Annotated in this window: 18 protein-coding genes; 13 read left to right on the forward strand and 5 right to left on the reverse strand. The window is 71.6% G+C overall.

Features of this window, described 5'->3' with window-relative positions; genetic code table 11:
- Positions 1-89: 89 nt before the first annotated feature.
- The 5 genes from C0216_RS04470 to C0216_RS04490 form a co-directional block, all read right to left on the reverse strand.
- The gene (locus tag C0216_RS04470; RefSeq protein ID WP_428985389.1) at positions 90-2234 is read right to left on the reverse strand and encodes a TPM domain-containing protein; all 2145 of its coding nucleotides are present in this window, start codon (positions 2232-2234) and stop codon (positions 90-92) included.
- Positions 2235-2316: 82 nt separating this feature from the next.
- Complete coding sequence (locus C0216_RS04475) at positions 2317-3096, reverse strand: succinate dehydrogenase/fumarate reductase iron-sulfur subunit (protein WP_114053994.1); 780 nt, start codon at positions 3094-3096, stop codon at positions 2317-2319.
- Positions 3093-4994, reverse strand: a complete 1902-nt coding sequence (locus C0216_RS04480) for a fumarate reductase/succinate dehydrogenase flavoprotein subunit (RefSeq protein WP_114053995.1) — start codon at positions 4992-4994, stop codon at positions 3093-3095. Before C0216_RS04480 ends, C0216_RS04475 begins: the two co-directional genes overlap by 4 nt.
- Before the next feature lies 1 nt (position 4995).
- Positions 4996-5817, reverse strand: coding sequence for a hypothetical protein (locus C0216_RS04485; protein WP_114053996.1), 822 nt, complete (start codon positions 5815-5817; stop codon positions 4996-4998).
- A 134-nt stretch (positions 5818-5951) separates the two neighbouring features.
- Positions 5952-6179 carry a hypothetical protein gene (locus C0216_RS04490; protein ID WP_114053997.1) on the reverse strand — a complete coding sequence of 76 codons (228 nt, stop codon included), beginning with the start codon at positions 6177-6179 and terminating at the stop codon, positions 5952-5954.
- Positions 6180-6542: 363 nt separating this feature from the next.
- Between C0216_RS04490 and C0216_RS04495 the strand changes: the two genes are divergently transcribed.
- The 13 genes from C0216_RS04495 to C0216_RS04555 all read left to right on the forward strand — a co-directional run bounded on the left by C0216_RS04495 (position 6543) and on the right by C0216_RS04555 (position 24073).
- Positions 6543-8855 (forward strand): ABC transporter family substrate-binding protein, encoded by a 2313-nt coding sequence (locus C0216_RS04495; protein WP_114053998.1) that lies wholly within the window; start codon positions 6543-6545, stop codon positions 8853-8855.
- A 314-nt stretch (positions 8856-9169) separates the two neighbouring features.
- The gene (typA, locus tag C0216_RS04500) at positions 9170-11074 is read left to right on the forward strand and encodes a translational GTPase TypA (protein ID WP_114053999.1); all 1905 of its coding nucleotides are present in this window, start codon (positions 9170-9172) and stop codon (positions 11072-11074) included.
- Positions 11075-11522: 448 nt separating this feature from the next.
- On the forward strand, positions 11523-13145 hold the full coding sequence (locus C0216_RS04505; RefSeq protein ID WP_114054000.1) for a peptide ABC transporter substrate-binding protein: 1623 nt from the start codon (positions 11523-11525) through the stop codon (positions 13143-13145).
- A 98-nt stretch (positions 13146-13243) separates the two neighbouring features.
- The gene (locus C0216_RS04510) at positions 13244-14185 is read left to right on the forward strand and encodes an ABC transporter permease (RefSeq protein ID WP_114054001.1); all 942 of its coding nucleotides are present in this window, start codon (positions 13244-13246) and stop codon (positions 14183-14185) included.
- A complete protein-coding gene (locus C0216_RS04515) occupies positions 14178-15146 on the forward strand; it encodes an ABC transporter permease (RefSeq protein WP_114054002.1) in 969 nt (322 codons plus the stop codon). Before C0216_RS04510 ends, C0216_RS04515 begins: the two co-directional genes overlap by 8 nt.
- A 13-nt stretch (positions 15147-15159) precedes the next feature.
- Positions 15160-16215 carry an ABC transporter ATP-binding protein gene (locus C0216_RS04520; RefSeq protein WP_114054003.1) on the forward strand — a complete coding sequence of 352 codons (1056 nt, stop codon included), beginning with the start codon at positions 15160-15162 and terminating at the stop codon, positions 16213-16215.
- A complete protein-coding gene (locus C0216_RS04525) occupies positions 16208-17254 on the forward strand; it encodes an ABC transporter ATP-binding protein (RefSeq protein ID WP_114054004.1) in 1047 nt (348 codons plus the stop codon). Before C0216_RS04520 ends, C0216_RS04525 begins: the two co-directional genes overlap by 8 nt.
- A gap of 131 nt (positions 17255-17385) precedes the next feature.
- The gene (locus tag C0216_RS04530; protein WP_114054005.1) at positions 17386-18324 is read left to right on the forward strand and encodes a GNAT family N-acetyltransferase; all 939 of its coding nucleotides are present in this window, start codon (positions 17386-17388) and stop codon (positions 18322-18324) included.
- A gap of 108 nt (positions 18325-18432) precedes the next feature.
- On the forward strand, positions 18433-20055 hold the full coding sequence (locus C0216_RS04535; protein ID WP_114054006.1) for a peptide ABC transporter substrate-binding protein: 1623 nt from the start codon (positions 18433-18435) through the stop codon (positions 20053-20055).
- A 45-nt stretch (positions 20056-20100) separates the two neighbouring features.
- Positions 20101-21024 (forward strand): ABC transporter permease, encoded by a 924-nt coding sequence (locus C0216_RS04540; protein WP_114054007.1) that lies wholly within the window; start codon positions 20101-20103, stop codon positions 21022-21024.
- Entirely contained in the window at positions 21017-22012 is a 996-nt protein-coding gene (locus C0216_RS04545) for an ABC transporter permease (RefSeq protein WP_114054008.1), read from the forward strand. Before C0216_RS04540 ends, C0216_RS04545 begins: the two co-directional genes overlap by 8 nt.
- A gap of 14 nt (positions 22013-22026) precedes the next feature.
- The gene (locus tag C0216_RS04550) at positions 22027-23010 is read left to right on the forward strand and encodes an ABC transporter ATP-binding protein (RefSeq protein WP_114054009.1); all 984 of its coding nucleotides are present in this window, start codon (positions 22027-22029) and stop codon (positions 23008-23010) included.
- Complete coding sequence (locus tag C0216_RS04555) at positions 23003-24073, forward strand: ABC transporter ATP-binding protein (RefSeq protein ID WP_114054010.1); 1071 nt, start codon at positions 23003-23005, stop codon at positions 24071-24073. The genes C0216_RS04550 and C0216_RS04555 overlap by 8 nt, the downstream gene beginning before the upstream one ends.
- Positions 24074-24244: the final 171 nt, after the last annotated feature.

The raw sequence follows: 24244 nt of genomic DNA on the forward strand, positions 1-24244 counted from the left end.
GTCCAGCGCTCCTCGGGTCGGGACGGGAGAACGAAGGGGACGGGGCGGGCGCCCCGCGGCGCACGCGGCGCACCGGCGTGCGGGGAGGCTCAGAAGCGGCCCCCGCCGCCCATCCGGCCGCGGGTGCCGCCCCCGCCGAACGAGCCCGGCCCGCCCCCGCCGCCGCCGAACACCCCGCCCCCGCCGAAGCCGCCCGGGAAGCCGCCGCCGTATCCGCCGCCGTACCCGCCGTGGCCGCCGCCGCGCAGGATCCCCCCGAGGATGATCCCGCCCAGCACCGCCCCGCCCATGCCGCCCCGCCCGCCGCCGGGCCCGCCCGGGCCGCCGTACGGGTCCCCGTACTCCCGTACGTCCCGCTCGGCCAGCTCCTGCGCCTGCCGGGCCAGTCCATCCGCCTGCTGCGCCTCCGCCAGCGCGGCCGGCGGGTCCGGCTCGGCCAGCGCCTGCGCCCGCTCCAGGTGCCGGCGCGCCTCCGCCAGCCGCGTCCGGGCCTCGCTGCCCACCGCGCCGCGGGCCGTCACCACGTAGTCCGCCGCCGCCCCGATCGCGCTGCGCGCCGTCAGCAGCGCCCGGTCGAGCAGCGCGGCCGCCCGCCGCCGGCCCGACTCCTGCTCCCGGGCCCCCGCGAGGGCCTCGTCCAGGGCCGCGTCAGCCTCCTCGATCCGGCGCAGCGCGTCGAGCGGGTCGTACCGGCCGGCCGCGACCTCCTGCCGCACGGCGGCCGCCACCGCCTCCGCCCGCGCGATCCTCCCGCCGAGGTCCCCGGCGGGCGTCCCCGCCGCGGCCGCGGCGAGCAGCCCGCGCGCGTCGGCGAGGTCCGCGTCGGTCTCCGCGAGCGCCCCGGGCAGCTTCCCCGCGGCCTCCGCGAGCTCCTGCGCCCGCCGCTCCACCGCGTCCACCAGGATCGCCGCCTGGTCCACGGCCCCCTCGGCGGCCCGTACGTGCACGGCGGCCCGGCCGGTGTCCCCGGCCCCGACGGCGGCCCGCGCCGCGTCGAGCTGCTCCCCGGCGAACGCCAGCCGGTCCCCGGCCCGTTCGGCGTGGCCGGCGACCGGCCCGGACGCGGAGTCGGCGTACCGGCCGCGCAGCGCCGTCAGCGTCGCCGCGGCCGTCGCCGTGCGCCCCGCGAGGTCCCGCGCCCGCTCCTGCGCGGCGGCCAGCGCCTGCGGGGCGTTGCGCCCCAGGTCGCGCAGCCGGTCGAAGTCCGCCGCCTCCGCGTCCAGGCGCCGGTTCGCCTCGCTGCACCGGGCCACGATCTCGTCGAGCATCCGCCGCCGTGCCGCGTCGTCCTCCGGGTAGGCGTCGTCGAGCTGCTGGCGCAGCCGGAACGCGGCCGTCAACTCGCCCTCCGCGAACTCCACCGCCCGGGTGAAGGGGGCCACCGCCTCGTCACCGAACTCGGCGGCCGCGAAGCCGAGCTCCTCGGCGGACGTGCGGACCGCGTCGTCGGTCTCCACCAGCAGCGCCCGCGCCCGCGCGTCGAGCTGGAGCAGCGGCACCGCCGTCGCCGTCGCGGGCTGCGCGCCCCAGCCGGTCGTCGTCCGGTCGCCGCCCCGCCCGGCCCCGCGGCGGCGCCGGGAGTACGCGTACGCGGCGAGCGCCCCGGCCGCGCCGACGGCGACGACCGGGAGCACCAGGTCCCCCGCCCAGCCCGGGCCCGACCCGCCGCCGCCCGGGTCCGCCGGGCCCGGTGTGATCGGCGGCGGCGTGACGGGGCGGCCGGCCAGCACCGCGTCGTAGCCGTCGGCCGCGCCGATCGCCGCGCCCGCCCAGTCGTCGGCGCGCAGGGCGGGCTCGACGGCCTCGCGGGCGACCTCCGCCAGCTGGTCCTCGGTGAATCCGGAGGCGGTGTCGGCCGAATAGCCGTACTGCCGGTCGCCGGTCGCCACCGCGAGGAGCAGGTCGTCCCGCCCGAGGCCGTTCCGCTGCGCCGTGGCGTCGGCCCAGCCCTGCGGGGAGCGCCCGGAGAAGTCCCGTACGTACGCCACGAACAGCTGGATGCGGCGGCGGTCGTACAGCCGGTCCAGCGCGGCGGCGACCTCGGCCTCCCGGCCGCGCAGCGCCCCCACCCGGTCGGTGACCTGGCCCTGCTCCGACAGGCTGACGGGGTCCTCGGCCCGGGCGGCAGGCGCCCCGGCCACCGCGCAGCAGCCGAGGGCCAGCAGCGCGGCACCCAGCGCGAGCCCGGCCCGGGGGCCGGGCCTCCCGGCGGGGGTGCGTCTCGACGGGGTCACGCAGGGAGCGTATGACCGCCTCCGGGACGCCGCGACCGCAGCGCCGCCGCCCCGCCCGGCGGCGGGAGGGGCGGCGCAGGGCCTACTCGGTGTCGGGGCGGCGCCGGAGGATCCTGTTCCCCAGCCACACCAGGGGGTCGTACTTGCGGTCGGCGGCCCGCTCCTTCAGCGGGATCAGCGCGTTGTCGGTGATCCGGATGCCCTCGGGGCAGACCTCCGTGCAGCACTTGGTGATGTTGCAGTAGCCCAGCCCGTGCTCCTCCTGCGCCGTCCGCCGGCGGTCCAGGCCCGCCGCGGCCGCCGCGTCCAGGGGGTGCATGTCCAGCTCGGCGACGCGCATCAGGAAGCGCGGTCCGGCGAAGGCCTCCTTGTTCTCCTCGTGGTCGCGCACCACATGGCAGGTGTCCTGGCACAGGAAGCACTCGATGCACTTGCGGAACTCCTGTGAGCGGTCCACGTCGACCTGCTGCATCCGGTACTCGCCCGGCCCGACCCCCTGCGGCGGCACGAAGGCGGGCACCTCGAGCGCCTTGCGGTAGTTGAACGACACGTCCGTCACCAGGTCGCGGACCACCGGGAAGGCCCGCAGCGGGGTGATCACGACCGTCTCCGCCCGGTCGAAGACCGACATGCGGGTCATGCACATCAGCCGCGGCCGCCCGTTGACCTCCGCGCTGCACGACCCGCACTTGCCGGCCTTGCAGTTCCAGCGCACCGCCAGGTCCGGGGCCTGGGTGGCCTGGAGGCGGTGGACGACGTCCAGGACCACCTCGCCGTCGTGCACCTCGACCGTGAAGTCCCTCAGGTCCCCGCCGTCGGCGTCGCCCCGCCAGATCCGGAACCGGGCGTCGTATGTCGTCACGCGGGGAGCTCCTCTTCGGCCAGGTACTTGACGAGTTCTTCCCTATCGAAGAGCGCGAGCAGGTCGGGGCGGATGGGCTCGGTGCGGACCCGCTCCAGCCGGATCCGGCCCGCGGCCGGGTCCGGCGGAGGCGGCTCGACCGGGCGGCACAGCAGGTTCACCGGCCGCCAGCTGCGCTCCATCGCCGGGCAGTCCTCGCGCGTGTGCCCGCCGCGGCTCTCGGTGCGCTCCAGGGCCGCGCGGGCCACGCACTCGCTGACCAGCAGCATGTTCCGCAGGTCCAGTGCGAGGTGCCAGCCGGGGTTGAACTGCCGGTGCCCCTCGACGCCCGCCCGGGCGGCCCGCTCCCGCAGCAGGGCCAGCCTGCGCAGCGCCTCCGCCATCTCGTCCTCGCGGCGGATGATGCCGACGAGGTCGTTCATCGCGCTCTGCAGCTCCTGGTGCAGGGTGTACGGGTTCTCCGCGCCCTCCCGCGCGTGGAACGGGGCCAGGGCCTCCGCCGCGGCGGCGTCCACCTGCTCCGGGGAGGCTTCCGGCCGCGGGCCCGGCGCCGCCGCGAGGGCCGCGGCGTGCAGTCCGGCCCGCCGCCCGAACACCAGCAGGTCCGACAGCGAGTTGCCGCCGAGCCGGTTCGAGCCGTGCATGCCGCCGGCGACCTCGCCCGCCGCGAACAGCCCGGGGACGCCCTGGGCCGCGGCCGTCTCGGAGTCGACCGCGACGCCGCCCATCACGTAGTGGCAGGTCGGCCCCACCTCCATCGGCTCGGCCGTGATGTCCACGTCCGCCAGCTCCTTGAACTGGTGGTACATGGACGGCAGCCGCCGCTTGATCATCTCGGGCGGCATCCGCGTCGACACGTCGAGGAAGACCCCGCCGTGCGGGGAGCCGCGGCCTGCCTTGACCTCGGCGTTGATGGCGCGGGCCACCTCGTCGCGGGGGAGCAGCTCGGGCGGGCGCCGGTTGCCGTCGGGGTCCTCGTACCAGCGGTCGGCCTCGTCCTCCGTCTGCGCGTACTTGTCCTTGAAGACGTCCGGGACGTAGTCGAACATGAAGCGCCTGCCGTCGCTGTTGCGCAGCACCCCGCCGTCGCCGCGCACCGACTCGGTGACCAGGATCCCCTTCACCGACGGCGGCCACACCATTCCCGTCGGGTGGAACTGCACGAACTCCATGTTCAGCAGGGGAGCGCCGGCGAGCAGCGCCAGCGCGTGCCCGTCGCCCGTGTACTCCCAGGAGTTCGAGGTGGTCTTGAACGACTTCCCGATGCCGCCGGTGGCGAGGACCACGGCCGGGGCCTCCAGGACGAAGAAGCGGCCGCTCTCCCGCTCGTAGCAGAAGGCGCCCGCGACGCGGCCGCCGTCCTTCAGGACGCGCGTGGCCGTGCACTCCTGGAAGACCTTCAGGCGCGCCTCGGGGTCCCCGTGCGCGGCGAGGTCCTCCTGCTGGAGGGCGGTCACCTTCTGCTGGAGGGTGCGGATCAGCTCCAGGCCCGTCCGGTCGCCGACGTGCGCCAGGCGCGGGTACTCGTGCCCGCCGAAGTTGCGCTGCGAGATCCGGCCGTCCGGGGTGCGGTCGAAGAGGGCGCCCCAGGTCTCCAGCTCCCAGACCCTGTCGGGGGCCTCCCGGGCGTGCAGCTCGGCCATCCGCCACTGGCCCAGGAACTTGCCGCCGCGCATCGTGTCGCGGAAGTGCACCTGCCAATCGTCGCGCCCGTTGACGTTGCCCATGGAGGCGGCGATGCCGCCCTCCGCCATCACCGTGTGGGCCTTGCCGAACAGGGACTTGCACACCACGGCCGTACGGGCGCCCCGCTCGCGTGCCTCGATGGCGGCCCGCAGGCCGGCGCCGCCCGCCCCGACCACGACGACGTCCCACTGCTGCCGGTCGACTTGGGCCATGTCAGAAGATCCTCGGGTCGGTGAAGGCTCCGGTGGCGAGCAGGTACACGTACAGGTCGCAGGCGGCCACGCTGACGAGCGAGGCCCAGGCGAGCTGCATGTGGCGGGCGTTCAGGCGGCTGACCCAGCCCCACAGCCGGTAGCGGACGGGATGCTTCGAGAAGTGCCTCAGGCGGCCGCCCATGATGTGCCGGCAGGAGTGGCAGGACAGCGTGTAGGCCCAGATGAGGACCGTGTTGAGGAGGAACAGCAGCGTCCCCGCCCCCATGTGGCCCCACGCGTAGTCCGCGTCGCGGAAGGTGAGGACGGCGTCGTACGTGAGGATCGCGGCGACCGGGACGGCCGCGTAGAAGAAGTAGCGGTGCAGGTTCTGCAGGACCAGCGGGAAGCGGGTCTCCCCGGTGTACCGGGAGTGCGGCTCGGCGACGGCGCAGGCGGGCGGCGAGGCCCAGAAGCCCCGGTAGTAGGCCTTCCGGTAGTAGTAGCAGGTCAGCCGGAAGCCGAGCGGGAAGACCAGGATCAGCAGGGCGGGGGACAGGCCCCACCAGCTGCCGACGAGGTCGAGGTTGGGGCCGCCGCGCATCTCCTCGCAGTTCTCCGCCAGGCAGGGGGAGTAGAAGGGGGAGACGTAGGGGGCCGCGTAGTAGTCGGCGTTCGCGAAGGCCCGCCACGTCGAGTAGGCGACGAAGGCGAGCAGCCCGGCCGCGGTGCCGGCGGGTGCCAGCCACCACCGGTCGGTGCGCAGGTGGCGGGCGCGGATCGCGGCGCGGGAGGCGCCGTGGACGCCGGACGGCGGGCGGGGAGGTCGGGTGCCTGTGGCCAAAGGGGACTCCGGGTGGAGTGGTCGGGGGTGGCCCGGGAGGCCCGGCCCGCGGGGGCCGGGCCCGGGGGTGTGCGGCGGGGCACGGGCGGCGGCGGGCCGGCGGCGGCCGGCGCGCGCGGGGCGCCCGCGGGCGGTCAGGGAGCCCGGCGGCCGCGGGCGCCGAGGCCCTCGTCGTCGCTGTCGGTCCACAGCGCGCTGTCGTACGGGGCGTCCGGGATGGCCACCATCGGGAGCGGCTGCGCGGCCGCAGGCCGGGCGCGTTCAGGCGGCTGCGGCGCGGTCCGCCGCTCCAGCTGCTCCACCTTGCGCGCCAGCTCGTCGAGGCTGCGCCGGACGGCATCCAATTCGTCCTGCTGGGACATGACTTGCCCTCACTTCCGCGGGTAGCGGCGGCAACGTTCATGTGCGCCTGCGAGTGTCGCGCCTCCCGTCCCCGGTTGTGAAGGGGACGTGCACCGAATAGAGGCGCGCAGGCGCGATCCGTGCGCCCCTGCCCGCCCCCTCTCCCATCCCCCTCCCGGGCGAACGGCCGCCCCGCCGGCACCGGAATTGGTCCGCACGGGTGGGCTTCGCGGCGTGGCGCGGGCCGGCTGCCCGGGGCGCGCGGGGCGGTCGATTTCAGTGTGTCTCGGCACCCGGTGTGATCAGCCGCAAATACCGCCGAACGTGATCAAACCGCCGGCCCGCCGTCTCACGTCGTTCACGCCCGCCCGGAGGTGGCACCCATGTCCCGTAGAAGGCGCAGGCCCTTGGCGCTCCTGACCTCGGGAGTCCTCGCACTGCCGCTGCTCGCGGGCTGCGGCTCGGGCGACGACGCCGGCCCCGCCGCCGCGGGGCCGGACATCGCGCCCACCGCGCGCGAGAAGGTCGCCGACGGCGGTGTGCTGCGCTGGGCCGTCGACAGCCTCCCGGACACCCTGAACACCTTCCAGGCCGACGCCGACGCCACCACCGGCCGGATCGCCGGCGCGGTGCTGCCCCAGCTGTTCACGATGGACGCCAAGGGCCGCCCGGTGGCGAACCCGGACTTCCTGGAGAAGGCGGAGATCGTCGAGCGGGAGCCCAAGCAGGTCGTCCTGTACAAGCTCAACCAGCAGGCCGTCTGGAGCGACGGCCGGGAGATCGGCGCGGCCGACTTCGTCTCGCAGTGGCGGGCCCTGAGCGGCAAGGACTCCGCGTACTGGACCGCCCGCAACGCCGGCTACGAGCGGATCGAGAAGATCGAGAAGGGGAAGACCGACCTGGAGGTGCGGGTCACCTTCCTCAAGCCGTACACCGACTGGCGCTCGCTGTTCTCCCCGCTCTACCCCAAGCAGGTCACCGGCACGCCCGACGCCTTCAACGAGGGCGCCCGCGGCACGCTGAAGGTGACCGCGGGCCCCTTCAACCTGGGCGCCGTCGACAAGAAGACCGGCACCGCCGCGCTCACCCGCAACCCCCGCTGGTGGGGCCGGCCCGCCAAGCTGGACACCCTCGTCCTGACCGCGGTGCCCCGGGCCGAGCGCCCGGCGGCCCTCGCCGCCGGAAAGGTCGACATGGCCGAGGTCGACCGGGCCGGCGCCGACCGGATCGAGCGGGCCCGCAAGGAGGCGGGCACCCCGGCCGGCGCGGCAGGCGCCCCCGCCCCCGAGGCGGACCCGGCGGCCGCAGCGGCCGCGGCGACGCTGTCCTGGGCGGCCGCCCACGGCACCGACGAGGCGAAGGCCGCCGCGGAGGAGGAGCTGCGGGCGAAGGCCCAGGAGGCCGCCGTCCGCTACCCGGCCGAGCAGGCGGCCCTGCGCAACTTCACCGTGCGCCGGTCGCTGGAGCCCGCCTACACGCAGCTCGCCCTGAACGGGGCCTCCGGCCCGCTCGCCGACGAGCGGGTGCGCCGGGCCGTGGCCCGCGCCCTGGACCGCAAGGAGCTCGCCGAGCTCGTCCTCAAGCCCCTGGGCCTGCCGGCCCGGCCGGTCGGCAGCCATGTGGCGCTGGCCGGGCAGCGGGCGTACGCGGACAACAGCGACGCGCTCGGCGGCCAGGACACGAAGGCGGCGCAGGCGCTCCTCGCGGACGCCGGGTGGCGCCGGAACGGCCGGATCACCGAGCCGGCCGGCGCCAAGGCCGGCCCGGAGGCCGAGCCGCAGGACGACGGGAAGACGCCGTCCGCGGCGTCCGGCCCCGGCACCGGAAACGACGGCCTGTACATCGTGGGCCAGGACGACGGCCGCAACGGCGAGGCCCGCGGCACGGCGGCCGACCAGCCCTCCCCGGTCCTCGCGCCCGCCCCCTTCGCAGCGCAGCAGAAGGCGGTGCTGCTGGCCCAGGCGGCCGCGCTGTCCGCGGCGGCGGCCGGGACGCCGGCCGACGCCAAGGGCGCCCCGCAGCGCGCCGAGGACGCCGACGAAGCCGACGGAGCCGACGGCGACGCCTCGCCCGCCCCCGCCCCGGCGCAGCAGACCCGCACTTCCGGGTCCATGCTCGCCAAGGACGGCAGGATGCTGACGCTGCGCTTCGTGGTGCCCTCCGGCCCCGGCTCGGAGGCGCTGCGCACGGTCGGGGAGCGGATCTCGCAGATGCTCCGCAGGGTCGGCGTCAACACCGAGACGACGAAGGTGTCGGACGAGAGCTTCTTCAAGGACCACGTCGCCTCGGGCCAGTACGACCTCGCCCTGTACTCGTGGCCGGCGACCGCCTACCCGGCGACCGACGCGCGCCCCATCTTCGCCAAGCCGGAGCCGGCAGCCGACGGCTCGCTCATGGTCGAGCAGAACTACACGCGGGTCGGGACCGACCACATCGACCAGCTGTTCGACCAGGCGGTCGGCGAGCTGGACGAGGAGGCCTCCCGGGAGCTGATCCGCAAGGCCGACGCCCGGATCTGGGCGGCCGCCGGCTCCATCCCGCTCTTCCAGCGGCCGCAGCTGGTGGCCGTCAAGCCGAACGTGGCCAACGCGGGCGCCTTCGGCATGGCCGCCCCCCGCTACCAGGACATCGGGTGGAAGAAGCCCGCGAAGGCGGCCGGGACGGACAGCGGGGAGGCAAAGGAGAAGAACCGGTGACAATCCGGTGTACCCGGGGGTGACCCGCGGGTCACAAGCTCAGAAGTGACTCAATTCCCTTGCCCGCCGGATCCCCGGCGGGCAAGGTCGTGGATACCCGTTGACCCGCGGCAGTACCCGTTCCACCACGGCCGGAGCCCCCACCCCGCATCCCGGCCGGTCTCAGTCGTACGGCCTCTTGACAGACCCCCCGGCGGGCGGTTCCCGCCATCCGACGTAGGATGGGGTAAGGCCGTGGCAGGTTTTCCGCCCGGCCAGGGCGCGCGTGCCGGACCGTACGCGACGCCATCCACGATCCCGGGAGAAGCGCCGCAGTGCCCACGCGCCACGACATCCGCAACGTCGCCATCGTCGCCCACGTCGACCATGGCAAGACGACCATCGTCGACGCCATGCTCAAGCAGGCCGGCGCCTTCGCCGCCCACCAGCAGCTCGACGACCGCATGATGGACTCGAACGACCTGGAGCGTGAGAAGGGCATCACGATCCTCGCCAAGAACACGGCGGTGAAGTACCACCCCAAGGACGGCGGGGCCCCGATCACGATCAACATCATCGACACGCCCGGCCACGCCGACTTCGGCGGCGAGGTCGAGCGCGGCCTGTCGATGGTCGACGCCGTCGTCCTGCTGGTGGACGCCTCCGAGGGCCCGCTGCCGCAGACCCGCTTCGTGCTCCGCAAGGCCCTGCAGGCCCGGATGCCCGTCATCCTCTGCATCAACAAGACGGACCGCCCGGACTCCCGGATCGACGAGGTCGTCAACGAGACGTACGACCTGTTCCTGGACCTGGACGCGGACGAGGACCAGATCGAGTTCCCGATCGTCTACGCCTGCGGCCGTGACGGCATCGCCTCGCTGACCAAGCCGCAGGACGGCACCGTCCCCGCGGACAGCGACAACCTGGAGCCGTTCTTCTCCACCATCCTGGAGCACGTCCCGGCCCCGACGTACGAGGAGGACGCGCCGCTGCAGGCCCACGTCACCAACCTCGACGCCGACAACTTCCTCGGCCGCATCGCGCTGCTCCGCGTCGAGCAGGGCGAGCTGCGCAAGGGCCAGACGGTCGCGTGGATCAAGCGCGACGGCACGATCTCCAACGTGCGCATCACCGAGCTGATGATGACCGAGGCGCTCACCCGCAAGCCGGCCGAGGTGGCCGGCCCCGGTGACATCTGCGCCGTCGCCGGCATCCCCGACATCATGATCGGCGAGACGCTGGCCGACCCGGAGAACCCGGTCGCCCTGCCGCTGATCACGGTCGACGAGCCCGCGATCTCCATGGTCATCGGCACCAACACCTCCCCGCTGGTCGGCCGCGGCGGCTCCGGCAAGGGCGCCGACGCCAAGGCGGCGGTCAAGGACCGCAAGGTCACCGCCCGCCAGGTCAAGGACCGCCTGGACCGCGAGCTCATCGGCAACGTCTCGCTCCGCGTCCTCGACACCGACCGCCCGGACGCCTGGGAGGTCCAGGGCCGCGGTGAGCTCGCGCTCGCCATCCTGGTCGAGCAGATGCGCCGCGAGGGCTTCGAGCTGACCATCGGCAAGCCGCAGGTCGTCACCAAGGAGGTCGACGGCAAGGTCCACGAGCCCGTCGAGCGCATGACGATCGACGTGCCCGAGGAGCACATGGGCGCCGTCACCCAGCTCATGGGCGTCCGCAAGGGCCGTATGGACAACATGTCCAACCACGGCTCCGGCTGGGTCCGCATGGAGTTCGTCGTCCCGTCCCGCGGCCTGATCGGCTTCCGTACGGAGTTCCTGACGCAGACCCGCGGCACGGGCATCGCCCACTCCATCCACGAGGGCCACGAGCCGTGGTTCGGCCCGCTGCAGACGCGCAACAACGGCTCGCTGGTCGCCGACCGCGCCGGTGCGGTCACCGCCTTCGCGATGACCAACCTGCAGGAGCGCGGCGTGCTGTTCACCGACCCCGGCACCGAGGTGTACGAGGGCATGATCGTCGGCGAGAACTCGCGCTCCGACGACATGGACGTGAACATCACTAAGGAGAAGAAGCTCACGAACATGCGGTCCTCGTCGGCCGACTCGTTCGAGGCGATCGTTCCGCCGCGCAAGCTCTCCCTGGAGCAGTCCCTGGAGTTCTGCCGCGACGACGAGTGCGTCGAGGTGACCCCGGAGGCCGTCCGCATCCGCAAGGTCGTCCTGGACCAGAAGGAGCGCTCGCGCACCGCCTCGCGCGCCAAGGCCGCCAAGTAGTCCGGTAGTTGGCCGACCCGCCGGTCGCGCCGCACCGCAGGGCAGCCCCCCTCGCCACGGAGTCCCGTGGCGAGGGGGGCTGTTCGCGTTTCGAGCGGGGCTGTTCGCGTTTGTCAAGCGGATTGTTGTGTTCAGTTGTCCGCATTCCGACCGTCGCGCTCCGGATGGTGAGCCAACCGTCCGTTTCGCGCGTGTCTGTCTCTGTTCCCTTTGTCCGGATTTCGGGTTTCTGGCGCGGATCGATGTTGTGAAAACGAGACCACTGAAGTGTGGTTTACGGTCGGGCGGTCCCTGAGGATGGCTCCATTGAGCTCGGGTCAATGGGTCACACGCTGTGGGGAGCGTCGACTCACGAGCACACACGATGGGGCCGGTTTTCGCTGTCAGGGGTGTCAGCGGGCCGGGTTCCGTCACGTATCGACAGTGACTCCTGAGGAGGCAATTACCCATGCGCGGAGCAACGAGCGCCAAGTGGGTCGCCGGTGCCGTCATCGTGGCGATGGCTGCAACGGCTTGCAGCACCAGCAAGGAAGGCGACGGCAAGGCCAAGTCCGGTGGCAACATCACCGTGGTGCTCGGCGAGCCGCAGCACGGCCTGATCGGTCAGAACACCGCCGAGTCCGAGGGCGCCGAGGTTCTCAACGCCCTCTTCACCGGCCTGGTGGACTACGACAACAAGACCAACGAGCCGAAGCTCGCGGTGGCCGAGTCCATCGACACCCAGGACTCGAAGACCTGGACCATCAAGCTGAAGGACGGCTACACCTTCCACAACGGTGAGAAGGTCGACGCCCAGTCGTTCGTCCGCGCCTGGAACTGGGGCGCCAACCAGGAGAACGCCGCCGAGGGCCTGCCCTTCTTCTCCAAGATCGAGGGCTCCGACGAGCTGGCGCCGGGCAAGGACAAGAAGCCCACCGCCACCGAGCTCAAGGGCCTCAAGGTCGTCGACGAGAAGACCTTCACCGTCACGCTGAAGCAGCCCTTCTCGCAGTTCAAGACCATGCTGGGCTACAACGCCTTCTACCCGCTGCCGAAGGCGTTCGAGGCCGACCCGAAGAAGTTCGGCGAGGCCCCGATCGGCAACGGCCCGTTCCAGATGGACGGCGCCTGGGAGCACAACAAGCAGATCAAGGTCAAGCGCTTCGAGAACTACGCCGGCAGCAAGGCGAAGCTCGACGGCGTCACCTTCAAGATCTACGACAACCTGGACACGGCGTACAACGACCTGCGCGCCGACACCATCCAGATCGTCGACAAGCTCCCCACCTCGGCGATGGCCACCGTCTCCCAGGAGTTCGGCGAGCGCTACATCTACAAGCCGGAGTCGGGCGTCGGCTACGTGGGCCTGCCGATCTCCACCAACCCGGAGGCCTTCGGCAAGGTCGAGATCCGCAAGGCGATCTCCATGGCCATCGACCGGGAGGCGCTGACGAAGACCATCTTCAACAACACGCGCAAGCCGGCCGACGACTTCATCAGCCCCATCATCCCCGGCTACCGCAAGGGCGCCCTGGGCGAGGCGGGCACCTACAACCCGGCCAAGGCCAAGGAGCTGTGGACCCAGGCGGGCGGTGTTCCGGGCAACAAGATCGAGCTCGGCTACAACGCCGACGGCGGCCACAAGGAGTGGATCGAGGCCGTCGCCAACCAGCTGAAGGCGAACCTCGGCGTCGAGGTCACCCCCAAGCCGTTCGCCAAGTTCGGCGACATGCTCACCGACCTGGGCGACAAGAAGTACAAGGGCGCCTTCCGCATGGCGTGGTCCATGGACTACCCGGCCGCGGAGAACTACCTGCGTCCGATCTTCTCGAAGGTCGCGATCGACCACGGCTCGAACTACGGCGGCTACGTCAACGAAGAGTTCGAGAAGCTGATGGACGAGGCCGACAAGACCGTCGACCCGGCCGCCTCGATCAAGCTGTACCAGCAGGCCGATGACATCATCATCCGCGACCTGCCGTACATCCCGGTCTTCACCTACATGTCCTCCTCGGCCTACTCCAAGTCCGTGAAGAACGTCGAGATCGACGCCCAGGGCCGCATGGACCTGGCCAACGTCGAACTCAACTAACACGCTTCTTCACCAAGGGGAACTGACTCGGGGGCAAGCGGACGGAACAAGGGTTCCGTCCGCCTGCCCCCTGCCCCTGTTCAACTGCTGGAGGTCTGATGGGCCGCTACCTCATCCGCCGACTCATACAGGCGATCCCTGTTCTGCTCGGTGCCACTTTCCTGATCTACTTCCTCACCTTCGCGCTGGGCGGCGACCCCGTGCAGGCCCTCGCCGGCGAAAAGAAGGCCGACCCCCTCGTCGCCGCGATGCTGCGCGAGAAGTACCACCTCGACGACCCCTTCCTGGTCCAGTACTGGAACTACCTGACCGGTGTGCTCCAGGGGAACCTCGGCGAGACCCTGAACGGGCGCCAGGTCCTGGACCTCATCACCGAGGCCTTCCCGTACACGGTCAACCTCGCCATCGTGGCCTTCGCCATCGAGGCGCTCGTCGGCGTCACCGCCGGCATCATGGCCGCGCTGCGCCGCGGCAAGTTCCTCGACCAGCTGGTCCTCATCTCCACCCTGCTGGTCATCTCCATCCCGGTGTTCGTCACCGGCTTCGTCCTCCAGCTCCTCCTCGGAGTCGAGCTGAAGGAACTCGGGTTCGACTTCTTCCCGGTCTCCTTCAACGAGTCGGACGGGTTCAAGGCGTACCTGCTGCCCGGCTTCATCCTGGCCTCGACGTCCCTCGCGTACGTCACGCGCCTGACCCGGACCAGCCTGATGGAGACCATGCGCGCCGACTACGTGCGCACCGCGGTCGCCAAGGGCCTGCCCCGGCGCCGGGTGGTCGTGAACCACGCCCTGCGCAACGCGCTGATCCCGATCGTCACCTTCCTCGGCGCGGACCTCGGCTCCCTGATGGGCGGCGCGGTCATCACCGAGAACATCTTCAACATCAACGGCATCGGTGGCCTGATCGCCCAGGCCATCCGCCTCGACCAGGGCACCGTGCTCGTGGGCGTCGTGACGCTGCTCGTCCTCGTCTACCTGCTCGCCAACCTGATCGTGGACCTGCTCTACGCCGTGCTCGACCCGAGGATCCGCTATGCGTGACACGACTTCGGTGGAGGACTCGATGACCGACACCCAGACCGCCGGCGCCCCCTCCGCGGGCACCGCCGCCAGCGGCCCCGCGGGCGGGAAGAAGGACGAGAAGCCGGAGCGGATCGCCAGCCTCTGGTCCGACGCCTGGCGCGACCTGCGCAGCAACCCGATCTTCCTGATCGGCGCCTTCCTCGTCTTCTGCATGCTCGTGCTCTCCGCCGTGCCCGGCTGGTTCACCTCCGGCACCCCGTTCGCGGCGAACGCCTGCACCCTGCAGAACTCCCTGAAGCCGCCGACCGGCGAGAACTGGTTCGGCTTCGACGTCCAGGGCTGCGACATCTACACCCGCACCATCTGGGCCGCCCGCAACTCCGTCATCGTCGGTGTCGTGACCACCACCCTGGTCCTCACCGTCGGCGGCGCGCTCGGCCTGCTCGCCGGCTGGCTCGGCGGCCTCGTGGACAGCATCCTGTCCCGCATCACCGAGATCTTCTTCGCGATCCCGCTCCTCCTCGGCGGCATGCTGATCATGTCCGGCCGCGAGGGCAACGCCTGGACGGTCTCGGCGGTCCTCGCCACCCTGGGCTGGCCGCAGATCTTCCGCATCATGCGGTCGTCGGTGCTGCAGCACAAGAACAACGACTACGTCGTGGCGGCCCGCGCCCTCGGCGCGAGCACCATGCGCATCACGCTGCGGCACATCCTCCCGAACGCGGTGGCCCCCGTCATCGTGATCGGCGCGATCAGCCTCGGCGTGTACATCGGCGCGGAGGCGGCCCTGTCCTACCTCGGCATCGGCGTCCAGCCCCCGGAGATCTCCTGGGGCCTGATGATCAGCGACGCCAAGGACCGCTTCCTGCAGGCCCCGCACGTCCTGCTGTTCCCGGCCGCCGCCCTGAGCATCACCGTGCTCGCGTTCATCATGGTCGGCGACGCGGTCCGCGACGCCCTCGACCCGAAGCTGCGCTGAGGAAGGGCGTACGTTGACCAGCAACGACAAGACCACGAACGTCCCGGCGCCGCGCGCCGCGAGCGAGGGCACCCCCCTCCTCGAAGTGCGCGACCTGCACGTTGAGTTCCACACCCGCGACGGCGTCGCCAAGGCCGTCAACGGAGTCTCCTACTCCGTGGACGCCGGCGAGACCCTCGCCGTCCTCGGCGAGTCCGGCTCCGGCAAGTCCGTGACGGCGCAGGCCATCATGGGCATCCTCGACATGCCGCCCGGCAAGATCCCCTCCGGCGAGATCCTCTTCCGGGGCCAGGACCTGCTGAAGCTCCCGGCGGACGAGTACCGCAAGATCCGCGGCTCGAAGATCGCGATGATCTTCCAGGACGCGCTCTCCTCGCTGAACCCGGTGCACACCGTCGGCGCCCAGCTCGGGGAGATGTTCCGCGTCCACCGCGGCATGTCGAAGAAGGACTCGCTCGCCAAGGCCGTCGAACTGATGGACCGGGTGAAGATCCCCGCCGCCAAGGCGCGCGTGGGCGACTACCCGCACCAGTTCTCCGGCGGCATGCGCCAGCGCATCATGATCGCCATGGCGATGGCCCTGGAGCCCGACCTGATCATCGCCGACGAGCCGACCACGGCCCTCGACGTGACGGTCCAGGCCCAGGTCATGGACCTCCTCGCGGAACTCCAGCGCGAGATGAACATGGGCCTGATCCTGATCACCCACGACCTCGGCGTCGTCGCCGACGTCGCGGACAAGATCGCCGTCATGTACGGCGGCCGGATCGTCGAGACCGCCCCGGTCCACGAGATCTACAAGCGCCCCGCGCACCCGTACACCCGCGGCCTGCTCGACTCGATCCCGCGCCTGGACCTCAAGGGCCAGGAGCTGTACGCGATCAAGGGCCTGCCGCCCAACCTGCTGAACATCCCCTCGGGCTGCGCCTTCAACCCGCGCTGCCCGAAGGCGCAGGACGTCTGCCGCACCGACGTTCCGGTCCTGCACCGGGTGACCGAGCAGGACGGCACCGAGCTGCCGGGCCGCGGCAGCGCGTGCCACTTCTGGAAGGAGCAGATCCATGGCTGACCTCACCAAGGGCGAGCGCGAGCCGATCCTCCAGGTGCGCAACCTGGTCAAGCACTTCCCGCTGACCCAGGGCATCCTCTTCAAGAAGCAGGTCGGCGCGGTCAAGGCCGTCGACGGCGTCTCCTTCGACCTCTACCAGGGCGAGACCCTGGGCATCGTCGGCGAGTCCGGCTGCGGCAAGTCCACCGTCGCCAAGCTGCTGATGAGCCTGGAGCGCGCCACCTCCGGCGAGGTGTTCTACAAGGGCCAGGACATCACCAAGCTGTCCGGCCGCGCCCTCAAGGCCGTCCGCCGCAACATCCAGATGGTCTTCCAGGACCCGTACACCTCGCTGAACCCGCGCATGACGGTCGGCGACATCATCGGGGAGCCCTTCGAGATCCACCCCGAGGTGGCCCCGAAGGGCGACCGGCGCCGCAAGGTCCAGGAACTCCTGGACGTCGTCGGTCTGAACCCCGAGTACATCAACCGCTACCCGCACCAGTTCTCCGGCGGCCAGCGCCAGCGCATCGGCATCGCCCGCGGCCTCGCGCTCAACCCGGAGATCATCATCTGCGACGAGCCGGTCTCCGCGCTCGACGTGTCGGTGCAGGCGCAGGTCGTCAACCTGATGGAGAAGCTCCAGGACGAGTTCAACCTGTCGTACGTGTTCATCGCGCACGACCTGTCGATCGTCCGGCACATCTCCGACCGCGTCGGCGTGATGTACCTCGGCAAGATGGCCGAGATCGGCACCGACAACGAGATCTACGACCACCCGACGCACCCCTACACCCAGGCGCTGCTGTCGGCGGTCCCGGTCCCGGACCCGGAGGCCCGCGAAGGCCGCGAGCGGATCATCCTGACCGGCGACGTCCCGTCCCCGGCCAACCCGCCGTCGGGCTGCCGCTTCCGCACCCGCTGCTGGAAGGCGCAGGACATCTGCTCCACCGAGCAGCCGCTGCTCGCCGTCCCCGAGCGCTACCAGGGCCAGAACACCCTCGCGGCGCACGAGTCGGCCTGCCACTTCGCGGAGGAGCGGGCGGTCCTCGCCGTCTGACCTCCACCGCACCAGCGGACGCACCCGAGGGGCGCCCGGCACCGGACACGTCCGGAGCCGGGCGCCCCCGGCGTTCCCCCGCCCCGGGAAAACGCGTTGCGGCGCGCGGGCGCCTCGCGGACAGTGGCCCGATGACCGACGTGATCACCGTGCGCCCCACCGGACCGGGGGACGCGGCCGACATCTGCGCCCTGCTCAATGCCGTCGACGAGATCGAGATAGGCAGGCCCGAGACCGACCTGGCCTCCGTCGAAGCCGACCTCAACCATCCCGGCGTGGACCTCTCCACGGACTCCTGGCTCGCCTTCCAGGACGGCCGGCTCGTCGGATACGGCATGGTCTGGGCCGACTCCGGGCCCGGGCGCGCGGACTGCGACCACTACGTGCTGCCCGGCCGCGACGCAGCGGCCACCGCCCTCTTCGAGCGGATCGAGGACCGCGCCCGCGAGATGGCCGCCGGGGCCCCGCAGGGCCGGCTGCGGCTCCAGCTCAACCGCGCCCCCACCCTGGACCTCGGCCTGCTGGCCGGCCGCGGCTACCGCACGATCCGCCACTACCAGGTGATGACCCGCGCCCTCGACCCGGCCGCCGACCTGCCGCCCGCCCCGCCCGCAGGGCTCACCCTGCGGCACTGCGGCAGCGACCCGGCCGACCCGGCCCGCGCCCACGCCCTCGTCGAGGAGTCTTTCGCCGCCCACTTCGGGCATGTGGACCGCCCGTACGAGAACTGGCTCGACCACATCGACGGCCGCCGCCTCGACTGGTCCCTGGTGTGGATCGCGAGCCTGCCCGGCCACGGCGACGCCGCCGTCCTCCTCACCCGCGACGACCGCGCGAGCATGGCCTGGGTCAGCCACCTCGGCGTCCGCAAGGAGGTGCGCGGCCGCGGCATCGGCGGGTACCTGCTGCGCCACGCCTTCGCGGCCTACGCGGCCCGCGGCCGGGACACCCTCGGCCTCGGCGTCGACACCCGCAACGCGACCGGGGCGCTCGGCCTGTACGAGGCCCACGGCATGCGGCTGCACTACGCGGTGGACACCTGGGAGCTGCCCTTGCACCCGCTCGGGTGACAGCGGCTTTCCCCACGGGTGCAATCGGCCGAGCCGGGCGTGCGCCGGCACCCACATGGGGGGACATTGGCCCCGAAGCGAGTCCCGGGAGCCAGTAGGAGGCACTCCATGCGCGGAGCCACGCACGCCAGGTGGGCCGCAGCCGCGGTGGCCGTCGCCCTCGCGGCGACGGCCTGCGGCGGCGGCAGCGACAGCGGCGGCGAGGCGGGCATCGTCAGCTCCTCGTGGGGTGATCCGCAGAACCCGCTGGAGCCGGCCAACACCAACGAGGTGCAGGGCGGCAAGGTCCTCGACATGCTCTTCCGCGGGCTCGTGCGCTACGACCCGGCGACCGGCGAGGCGCAGAACATGCTGGCCGAGCGGATCGAGACGCAGGACAGCCAGAACTTCACCGTCACCCTGAAGGACGGCTGGACCTTCAGCAACGGCGAGCCCGTCACCGCCCAGTCCTTCGTGGACGCCTGGAACTACGGGGCGGACGTCCGCAACAAGCAGAACAACGCCCCGTTCTTCTCGGACATCGCCGGCTACGACGACGTCCACCCCTCCTCCGGCGACCCCACCGCCACGGCGATGAAGGGGCTGGTCGTCAAGGACGCCAAGACCTTCACCGTCGCGCTGGACAAGAAGTTCTCCACCTGGCCCGACACCCTCGGCTACCAGGCCTTCTCCCCGCTGCCGAAGGCCTTCTTCACCGACCACGCCGCATGGCTGGACAAGCCCGTCGGCAACGGCCCGTACACGGTGGACTCCTACACCAAGGGCACCGGGATGAAGCTGCGCCGGTGGGACGGCTACCCCGGCGAGGACAAGGCCGTCAACGACGGCGTCGACCTCAAGGTCTACACCGACAACAACACCGCCTACACGGACCTGATCTCCGGCAACCTCGACCTCGTCGACGACATCCCCGCCCAGCAGCTGAAGAACGTCAAGAACGACCTCGGCGACCGGTACATCAACCAGCCCGCCCTGATCATCCAGACCCTCACCTTCCCGCTGTACGACCCGCAGTGGAGCAAGCCCGGCATGGAGAAGGTCCGCCGCGGCATCTCCATGGCCATCAACCGCGACGAGATCACCCGGCAGATCTTCCGGGAGACCCGCACCCCCGCCAAGGACTGGACCTCCCCCGCCCTCGGCGAGAAGGGCGGCTTCAACCCGGCCCTGTGCGGCGACGCCTGCACCTACGACCCGGCCGCGGCCAAGCAGCTGATCCAGGAGGGCGGCGGCCTGCCCGGCGGCAAGGTCACCCTCACGTCGAACGTGGACACCGGATCGCACCGCGACTGGATGGACGCCGTCTGCAACAGCATCAACAACGCCCTCGGCGAGGGCCCCGTGTGCACGGTCAACCCGGTCGGCACGTTCGCCGACTTCCGCAACCAGCAGAGCTCCTACAAGCTGACGGGCCCCTTCCGCTCGGGCTGGCAGGCGGACTACCCGCTGATCCAGAACTTCCTCCAGCCGCTCTACTACACGGGCGCCTCCTCCAACTACGGCAAGTTCAGCGACCCGCAGTTCGACAAGCTGGTCGACGAGGCCAACCAGGAGGCCGACCCGGCGCAGGCCATCGCCAAGTTCCAGGACGCGGAGAAGATCCTCGCCGCGCAGATGCCGTCCATCCCGCTCTGGTACCAGAACGGCAGCGCCGGGTACGCCGAGCGCCTCTCGGACGTCGCGCTCAACCAGTTCAGCGTCCCCGTCTACAACCGGATCAAGGTCAGCTGACCCGCCCGGCGGACACACCGGCCCACCCACCCCCCGGAGCAGTCCATGGGACGTTACGTGATCCGGCGGCTGCTCCAGATGATCCCGGTGTTCATCGGCAGCACGTTCCTGATCTTCATCATGGTGTACGCGCTCGGCGACCCGGTCGCCGCGCTGTTCGGCGACAAGGCCCCCGACCCGGCGACCGCCGCCCGCATCCGCAAGGACCTCTACCTCGACCGGCCGCTGTGGGAGCAGTACCTGCACTACATGGGCCAGATCTTCCAGGGCGACTTCGGCACCGCCTTCAACGGCCAGCCGGTCACCGAGCTGATGGCCTCGGCGTTCCCCGTCACCCTGCGCCTGACGCTCGTCGCCATCACGATCGAGATCGTCGTCGGCATCACCCTCGGCGTGGTCAGCGGACTGCGCCGGGGCCGGACCATCGACACCACCCTGCTGGTCCTGACCCTCGTCGTCATCTCCGTGCCGACCTTCGTCACCGGCTACCTGCTGCAGTACCTGCTGGGCGTCAAATGGGGCTGGGTCCGGCCCACCGTCTCCCCGGACGCCCCCCTGAACGAGCTGATCCTGCCCGGCATCGTCCTCGCGCTCGTCTCCCTCGCCTACGTCACCCGCCTCTCGCGCACCTCCATCGCCGAGAACACGAAGGCCGACTACGTCCGCACCGCCGTGGCCAAGGGCCTGCCCCGCCACCGGGTCATCACCCGCCACCTGCTGCGCAACTCGCTCATCCCCGTCGTCACCTTCATCGGCACCGACATCGGCGCCCTCATGGGCGGCGCGATCGTCACCGAACGGATCTTCAACATCCACGGCGTCGGCTACCAGCTCTACCAGGGCATCCTGCGCAACAACTCCCCGACCGTCGTCGGCTTCGTCACCATCCTCGTCATCGTCTTCCTGCTGGCGAACCTGCTCGTCGACCTGCTCTACGCGGTCCTGGACCCGAGGATCCGCTATGCCTGAGCCGTACGACCCGCTGCAGCCCGGCGACAAGGAAGCCATCGCACCCACCGGAGCGGGCGGCGCCATGGACCTGGCCCTCGAAGAAGCGGAAAGCCTGGAGAAGCCCCTCGGAGGCGGCCCCGGCTCACCCGGACCCGGCACGAAGGCCCGCTCCCTGTGGTCCGACGCCTGGCACCAGCTGCGCCGCAACCCCGTCTTCGTCGTCTCCGCCCTGCTGATCGCCTTCCTCGTCGTCATCGCGATCTGGCCGCAGCTCATCGCGAGCGGCGACCCCCTGCAGTGCGACCTGTCCAAATCGCAGCAGGGATCCGCCCCCGGCCACCCCTTCGGCTACGACACCCAGGGCTGCGACGTCTACACCCGGACCGTGTACGGCGCCCGCGCCTCCATCACCGTCGGCGTCTGCGCCACCCTCGGCGCCGCCCTGCTCGGCTCGCTGCTCGGCGGCCTCGCCGGCTTCTTCGGAGGCTGGGGCGACGCGACGCTCTCCCGCGTCGCCGACATCTTCTTCGGCATCCCCGTCATCCTCGGCGGCCTGGTCTTCCTGTCCGTGGTCACCAGCACCACCGTCTGGCCGGTCGTCGGCTTCATCGTGCTCCTCGGCTGGCCGCAGATCGCCCGCATCGCCCGCGGCTCCGTCATCACCGCCAAACAGAACGACTACGTCCAGGCCGCCAGGGCGCTCGGCGCCGGCAACACCCGGCTGCTGCTGCGGCACGTCGCACCCAACGCCGTTGCGCCCGTCATCGTCGTCGCCACCATCGCGCTCGGCACGTACATCGCCCTGGAGGCCACCCTGTCCTTCCTCGGCGTGGGCCTGCGCCCGCCGACCGTCTCCTGGGGCATCGACATCTCCAACGCGGCCTCGCAGATCCGCAACGCCCCGCACATGCTGCTCTGGCCGGCCGGCGCGCTCAGCATCACCGTCCTGGCGTTCATCATGCTCGGCGACGCGGTGCGCGACGCCCTCGACCCCAAGCTGCGCTGAGGAGTGCTGGCCCCATGCTGCTCGAAGTCCGCGACCTCCACGTGGAGTTCCGCACCCGCGACGGCGTCGCCAAGGCCGTCAACGGCGTGAACTACTCCGTCGACGAAGGGGAGACGCTCGCCGTGCTCGGCGAGTCCGGCTCCGGGAAGTCCGTGACCGCCCAGGCGGTCATGGGCATCCTCGACGTGCCGCCCGGCCGCATCGCAGGCGGCGAGATCCTCTTCCAGGGCCGCGACCTGCTGCGGATGAAGGAGGACGAGCGGCGCCGGGTCCGCGGCGCCAGGATGGCGATGATCTTCCAGGACGCGCTGTCCGCGCTGAACCCGGTCCTCACCGTGGGCGCGCAGCTCGGCGAGATGTTCGAGGTGCACCGCGGGATGTCCCGCAAGGACTCCCGGGCGCGCGCCGTGGAGCTGATGGACCGGGTGCGGATCCCGGCGGCCCGGCAGCGCGCGGGGGACTACCCGCACCAGTTCTCCGGCGGCATGCGCCAGCGCATCATGATCGCGATGGCCCTCGCCCTGGAGCCCTCCCTGATCATCGCGGACGAGCCGACGACCGCCCTGGACGTGACGGTCCAGGCCCAGGTCATGGACCTCCTCGCGGAGCTGCAGCGCGAGCTGAACATGGGCCTGATCCTGATCACCCACGACCTCGGCGTCGTCGCCGACGTCGCGGACAAGATCGCTGTCATGTACGCGGGCCGGATCGTCGAGGCGGCACCCGTCCACGAGCTGTACCGGGCGCCCGCGCACCCGTACACGCGCGGCCTGCTCGACTCCATCCCGCGCCTGGACCAGATGGGCCAGGAGCTGTACGCCATCAAGGGCCTGCCGCCCAACCTCACGGCCATCCCGCCCGGCTGCGCCTTCAACCCGCGCTGCCCCATGGCCCAGGCGATCTGCCGCACCGACGTCCCGCCGCTGTACCCGGTCACCGGTACGCCCGCGCGCCGGACGAGCGCCTGCCACTTCTGGAAGGAGTGCCTCGGTGGCTGAGCCGATCCTGGAGGTCCGCGACCTCGTCAAGCACTACCCGCTGACCCGCGGCATCCTCTTCAAGAAGCAGATCGGCGCGGTCAAGGCGGTCGACGGGGTCTCCTTCGGCCTGGCCCGCGGCGAGACCCTCGGCATCGTCGGCGAGTCCGGCTGCGGCAAGTCGACCGTCGCGCGGATGCTGGTCAACCTGGAGCGCCCGACGGCCGGCGCGATCTCGTACAAGGGCGAGGACATCACGAAGCTGTCCGGCCGGGCGCTCAAAGCCGTCCGCCGCAACATCCAGATGGTCTTCCAGGACCCGTACACCTCGCTGAACCCGCGCATGACGGTTGGCGACATCATCGGGGAGCCCTTCGAGATCCACCCCGAGGCGGCCCCCAAGGGCGACCGGCGCCGCAGGGTGCAGGAGCTGCTGGACGTCGTCGGGCTCAACCCCGAGTACGTCAACCGCTACCCGCACCAGTTCTCCGGCGGCCAGCGCCAGCGCATCGGCATCGCCCGCGGCCTCGCCCTGCGGCCGGAGGTGATCGTGGCCGACGAGCCGGTCTCCGCGCTCGACGTGTCGGTGCAGGCGCAGGTCGTCAACCTGCTGGAGCGGCTCCAGGACGAGTTCGACCTGAGCTACGTCTTCATCGCGCACGACCTGTCGATCGTCCGCCACATCTCCGACCGCGTCGGCGTGATGTACCTGGGGCGGGTCGTGGAGACCGGGACGGACGCGGAGATCTACGACCACCCGACGCACCCGTACACGCAGGCGCTGCTGTCGGCCGTCCCGGTGCCGGACCCGCAGGCCCGCGCGCACCGGGAGCGGATCATCCTCACCGGGGACGTGCCCTCGCCGGCGAACCCGCCGTCGGGCTGCCGCTTCCGCACCCGCTGCTGGAAGGCGCAGCAGCGGTGCGCCGACGAGGTGCCGCTGCTGGCGGTGCCGCAGGCCTTCCCCGAGGGGCCGGCGGCGCACCCGTCGGCCTGTCACTTCGCCGCCGAGAAGCACGTCGTGCCGGCGGAGGGCGAGCTGCCCCCGCCCCCGCCGCCGCCGGGGCCGCTGCACGGCGGCTAGGCCCTGTCGGGCCGCAACCGGTTCCCGCACCGATCATTTCCAGCCACCGAGATGGTTTCGCCGCGTGGCGGCGGCACCCTCTCCGATACCCCGGCGCCCCTGCCGCGGCTGCCCCAATTCGCTTGCCAACAAGGCGAATCGGTGGCATCTGTCATGAGATGCGGGCGTCTC

This window comes from Streptomyces globosus (assembly GCF_003325375.1).
Lineage (GTDB): Bacteria > Actinomycetota > Actinomycetes > Streptomycetales > Streptomycetaceae > Streptomyces > Streptomyces globosus_A.

What these genes read in the sequence shown, in the direction of transcription:
- C0216_RS04480 (WP_114053995.1), bottom strand. Translation starts at nt 4,994, where the DNA reads ATGGCCCAAGTCGACCGGCAGCAGTGGGACGTCGTCGTGGTCGGGGCG.
- C0216_RS04490 (WP_114053997.1), bottom strand. Translation starts at nt 6,179, where the DNA reads ATGTCCCAGCAGGACGAATTGGATGCCGTCCGGCGCAGCCTCGACGAG.
- C0216_RS04495 (WP_114053998.1), top strand. Translation starts at nt 6,543, where the DNA reads ATGTCCCGTAGAAGGCGCAGGCCCTTGGCGCTCCTGACCTCGGGAGTC.
- C0216_RS04505 (WP_114054000.1), top strand. Translation starts at nt 11,523, where the DNA reads ATGCGCGGAGCAACGAGCGCCAAGTGGGTCGCCGGTGCCGTCATCGTG.
- C0216_RS04510 (WP_114054001.1), top strand. Translation starts at nt 13,244, where the DNA reads ATGGGCCGCTACCTCATCCGCCGACTCATACAGGCGATCCCTGTTCTG.
- C0216_RS04515 (WP_114054002.1), top strand. Translation starts at nt 14,178, where the DNA reads ATGCGTGACACGACTTCGGTGGAGGACTCGATGACCGACACCCAGACC.
- C0216_RS04525 (WP_114054004.1), top strand. Translation starts at nt 16,208, where the DNA reads ATGGCTGACCTCACCAAGGGCGAGCGCGAGCCGATCCTCCAGGTGCGC.
- C0216_RS04530 (WP_114054005.1), top strand. Translation starts at nt 17,386, where the DNA reads ATGACCGACGTGATCACCGTGCGCCCCACCGGACCGGGGGACGCGGCC.
- C0216_RS04535 (WP_114054006.1), top strand. Translation starts at nt 18,433, where the DNA reads ATGCGCGGAGCCACGCACGCCAGGTGGGCCGCAGCCGCGGTGGCCGTC.
- C0216_RS04540 (WP_114054007.1), top strand. Translation starts at nt 20,101, where the DNA reads ATGGGACGTTACGTGATCCGGCGGCTGCTCCAGATGATCCCGGTGTTC.
- C0216_RS04545 (WP_114054008.1), top strand. Translation starts at nt 21,017, where the DNA reads ATGCCTGAGCCGTACGACCCGCTGCAGCCCGGCGACAAGGAAGCCATC.
- C0216_RS04550 (WP_114054009.1), top strand. Translation starts at nt 22,027, where the DNA reads ATGCTGCTCGAAGTCCGCGACCTCCACGTGGAGTTCCGCACCCGCGAC.